Origin of the sequence: Bradyrhizobium sp. (assembly GCF_035570375.1) — a bacterium.
Lineage (GTDB): Bacteria > Pseudomonadota > Alphaproteobacteria > Rhizobiales > Xanthobacteraceae > Bradyrhizobium.
Genome location: NZ_DATMLW010000029.1, coordinates 1 through 4,152, shown reverse-complemented (window position 1 = coordinate 4,152; position 4,152 = coordinate 1). Strand labels below are relative to the sequence as shown.

General features: G+C 60.4%; 4 protein-coding genes. 1 reads left to right on the top strand and 3 read right to left on the bottom strand.

What is annotated here, in order from left to right; all coding sequences use genetic code 11:
* From VNX23_RS03625 to VNX23_RS03615, 3 genes are all read right to left on the bottom strand, one after another.
* Positions 1–993, bottom strand: a 993-nt coding sequence (locus VNX23_RS03625) for a PrkA family serine protein kinase (protein WP_325627812.1), incomplete at its 3' end; no start/stop codon positions are given.
* Between the two features lie 156 nt (positions 994–1,149).
* Positions 1,150–1,485, bottom strand: coding sequence for a ferredoxin FdxA (gene fdxA, locus VNX23_RS03620; RefSeq protein WP_325627811.1), 336 nt, complete (start codon positions 1,483–1,485; stop codon positions 1,150–1,152).
* Positions 1,486–1,523: 38 nt separating this feature from the next.
* Positions 1,524–2,126 (bottom strand): MarR family winged helix-turn-helix transcriptional regulator, encoded by a 603-nt coding sequence (locus VNX23_RS03615; protein ID WP_325627810.1) that lies wholly within the window; start codon positions 2,124–2,126, stop codon positions 1,524–1,526.
* Positions 2,127–2,222: 96 nt separating this feature from the next.
* On the opposite strand from VNX23_RS03615, the gene rpoH reads away from it, so the two are divergent.
* On the top strand, positions 2,223–3,122 hold the full coding sequence (gene rpoH, locus VNX23_RS03610; RefSeq protein ID WP_325627809.1) for an RNA polymerase sigma factor RpoH: 900 nt from the start codon (positions 2,223–2,225) through the stop codon (positions 3,120–3,122).
* Positions 3,123–4,152 lie beyond the last annotated feature (1,030 nt).

Genomic DNA, 4,152 nt, shown 5'->3' with positions numbered 1-4,152 from the left:
CTTGATGACGCAAATGCGATCGATGAAGGCTTCGTTGTTCTTGTTGGCCTTGAAGCTTTGCCATTCGGATTCGTTCGAATGCGCGAGAACGACACCGGTAAAGGGAATCGCGCCGATATTTTCGGTGCCGATATAGTTGCTCTCCTGCGTCGCCGTCAGCAGCGGATGCAGCATCTTGATCGGCGCCTTGAACATCTCGACGAATTCGAGAATGCCCTGGTTGGCGCGATTGAGCCCGCCGGAGTAGCTGTAGGCGTCGGGATCGTTCTGCGCGAAGGTCTCCAGTTTGCGAATGTCGACCTTGCCGACCAGCGAGGAGATGTCCTGGTTGTTCTCATCGCCCGGCTCGGTTTTCGCAATCGCGATCTGCCGCAGGCGCGAGGGCTGGATTTTGGCGACGCGGAAGCGCGAAATATCGCCGCCGAACGCTTCGAGCCGCTTGTAGCACCACGGGCTCATCGGACCGTTGAGGCGGCGACGCGGAATGCCGTACTTCTCCTCGATCATCGGTCCGAGTTGCTCCGGATCGAACAGACCCAGCGGACTCTCGAACACCGGACTGAGTTCGTCGCCGGCCTTCAGCACGTAGATGGGATGGACTTCCATCAACGATTTCAGCCGCTCTGCCAGCGACGATTTTCCACCGCCCACCGGGCCCAGCAGATAGAGAATCTGCTTGCGCTCTTCCAGACCCTGGGCGGCGTGCCGGAAGAAGCCGACGATGCGCTCGATCGTTTCCTCCATGCCATAGAATCCAGCGAAGGCCGGATAGGCGCGCATGGTCCGGTTCAAAAAGATACGGCCAAGGCGGGCGTCCTTGGCCGTATCAATCATTTGAGGCTCACCGATCGCGGCTAACAGCCGCTCGGCCGCATTGGCATATCGCATCGGATCGCCCCGACACGATTCCAGATATTCCGCCATCGACATATCGCTTTCGTTTCGGGCCTCGTAGGACCGAGCGAACGCATTGAACAGAGAATCGTTGTACATGATCCCTCTCCTCATATGGTTTGCTGCTCTGCTGGAACGTGTTGCGGTCTCCGCGAACCAACTGAAGGGACTGTGATCACGGACGCAGCTGCGCCCGGTTGGATCAGTTGGACCGCTCTCGGGTCCGGCACCCATACGGCGCGGGCGCTGTCCGCCTCAATCACCCGCGCCGGGATTTGGCGACAAGTATTGGAGTTTGTCCGGCTTCCCCTCCCACTCCTTGGAGTCGGGCGGGGGCGCTTTTTTGACCGTAATATTTGGCCAGATTTTCGCGTATTCCGCATTCAGCGACAGCCATTTCTCAAGCCCCGGCTCGGTGTCAGGCTTGATCGCGTCGACCGGGCATTCCGGCACGCAGACCCCGCAATCAATGCATTCGTCCGGGTGGATGACGAGCATGTTCTCGCCCTCGTAGAAGCAATCCACGGGGCACACGTCGACGCAGTCCATGATTTTGCAGCGAATACAGCTCTCGTTGACGACGAAGGTCAATTAAGCGTCCTTTCAGCAGATCGCAGCGGCAACCTCATTCATGGTGTCGGTCCGTCCTCACGGTGGTCGTTCACTGGTTGAAAATGGACGCACAGAAGACCTACGTCCTCTGACTGAATCGGAACACCAAGGAACAGGCATTCCGCGGCTGAGGTGCCCGAGCTCGGCTGGTTGCCGCACATCTCTCTGCCGAAGTACGTGCAGTCCTGGCAAACACCGAAGCGCCGATGCGTGCCGCTCGTGGCTAGAGTGGACAGCACTTGGTGCAGGGCCCGATGCATCGCAGTTCGCTCTCGCGCGCCGAGCGAATCCACGGCGCGCACCAGAACCTCGAACGGATCGCGTGCAAGCGCTTTTTTACCCTTGCTCGTCAGCCGCAGACTTACGCTTCGTCCGTCCGTCTTGAATGGCCGTCGAACCAGGTACCGACCCGCTTCAAGCGCCTTAATGGCCTGTGTTGCGGTGCCGCGGGTTGTCGCTTGAAATTCCGCGAATGCCGACGGGGTCCGCGAGAACGGGTTGGCACGGGCGAAGAAGCGGAGCGCCATCCATTGGGCCGGGCTGAGTTCGCCGTCATAGCCCTCAGTTTGTACGAGCCGTCCCACCTGCAGCAGGAGCTCTGCGGTTCCGCGCGCTGACATGATTGACTCTTCGACATATAATAGCGTTTCGAAATTAACTTGACAACGGACCGGATGCAGATAATTTTGTTTCGAAACTAGTTGGAGGGCTTGATCATGGCCCGCAACGCGGCCCCGCCGATCCTTGCGGCCGAACCCGGTCTCACCCGTTATCTCGAGGAAATCCGGCGGTTCCCGATGTTGGAGCGCCAGGAAGAATACATGCTAGCCAAGCGCTGGCGCGAGCACGGCGATCGCGACGCCGCGCACAAGCTGGTCAACAGTCATCTGCGGCTCGTGACCAAGATCGCCAGCGACTATCGCGGCTACGGCCTGCCGATCTCCGAGGCGATTTCCGAGGGCAATGTCGGCCTGATGCAGGCGGTCGAGCGCTTCCAGCCGGAGAAGGGCTTCCGGTTCGCCACCTACGCCGTTTGGTGGATCAAGGCGGCGATCCAGGAATACATCCTGCGCTCGTGGTCGCTGGTGAAGATGGGCACCACGGCCAACCAGAAGAAGGTGTTCTTCAACCTCCGCAAGGCCCAGAGCAAAATCTCCATCCTCGACGATGGCGATATGCGGCTGGATCAGGTGAAGGTCATCGCCGGGTGGATCGGCGTCACCGAAACGGACGTGATTCACATGAACCGGCGGCTCGGCGGCGACGCCTCGCTTAACGCCGCGATCCGCGAGGACGGCGATTTCGGCGAGTGGCAGGACTGGCTGGTGGACGAATCCCCGGACCAGGAGACGACGCTCGCCGCGAGCGAGGAGTTAGATAACCGCCGCAAGAAGCTGTCCGATGCGCTCACCGTCCTCAACAAGCGCGAGCGGCGCATCTTCGAAACGCGTCGGCTCGCTGAGGAACAGATCACGCTCGTGGAGCTGGCCGAGGAATTCGGCGTCTCGCGCGAGCGCGTGCGCCAGATCGAGGTGGGCGCCTTCGAGAAGGTGCAGAACGCAGTGAAGCACCGCGTCGCGGCGATGGGGGCCCTGGCGCCTTTGCAGATGCGCTAGCTTCCAACCCTCTGCCGTGGTGAGGGAAACTAACGATCGACGTGTCGCAATGGGTACGTTTTACGGCAACCGAACGACGCGAGAGGGGGCGCCGCTCACCGGGTGCTGATCGAGCCCTCGCTCGACGATCCATGCGCGGCACTTTAAATATCGGTCAGGCGCCTAACCGCGCGCTGCAGATGGAAAGTTATCCAACGTTTCATAATGAAGTCGGGGTGCCGATCGTCAATTGCAATCAGCCAAGTAGGGCCGCTCTAGCCTCACGATTACGGGCCTGGATCTGAGCCTCTGCGCAAGGCGCTGGGATAGCCCCAGCACGACTCCAGGAAGGCCAGCACAAGCTGGTCCGTCGTCGTTCGTCAGCTTCAGCCATTGGACGATGAGGCCACCTGTCCGGCTATCCGAAATGCCAAGAGCGAGCAGCGCTGGCTTCGCCTCACGAAATAAGCAGGCGCGCGGCGTATCCGCGAGCGTGGCTTCATGCCGCTTCGTCTCCGCTGGTTTCCGCACTTCCGGGTCGATAGTTCCGCTTGTCTGACCCGGTCACGCAATTTGTACAATTCGTGCAACTGACGATTGAGATTGGCTGCCCTGTTGGTGACGGCTGCCAGCCGCCGTTCAAGAGAACTCATTTGAAATACCCCGACTAAAATGGACGCTACAAACTGAGGGCGAAAATTGCCCAGCATTATGCAGCCCGCACGAGGCATGCCAAGATTTGATGACAAGGACAGTACCCGATAAGCCCTGCACGAGTCTAGGAAGGCCGCTGGTGAGTCCGATTGCTGCGGGATGCCGTGTGCCGGTCGATCGGCGCCAGCGCACGGCTCGCCAGCGGCGCTTGGTCACTCGGGCGTTCGGTGCTGTCCCGCGATTTGAAATCAGGACAATGAGCAAAACTGAACAGCGGCGGCGAACTGGATGTGATTGGCTGTAGCCGAACGTCGCGGGCCGCCCCGGCGCCGTTCCCCCCAGATGGCCCCAGCTTCGCCCCCCGAACTGGGGCCGTTTCACTCGGCGTTCGGTGACT

Excerpts from the sequence above, each read along its gene's own strand:
- VNX23_RS03615 (WP_325627810.1), bottom strand. The coding sequence starts at position 2,126 with ATGTCAGCGCGCGGAACCGCAGAGCTCCTGCTGCAGGTGGGACGGCTC.
- rpoH (WP_325627809.1), top strand. The coding sequence starts at position 2,223 with ATGGCCCGCAACGCGGCCCCGCCGATCCTTGCGGCCGAACCCGGTCTC.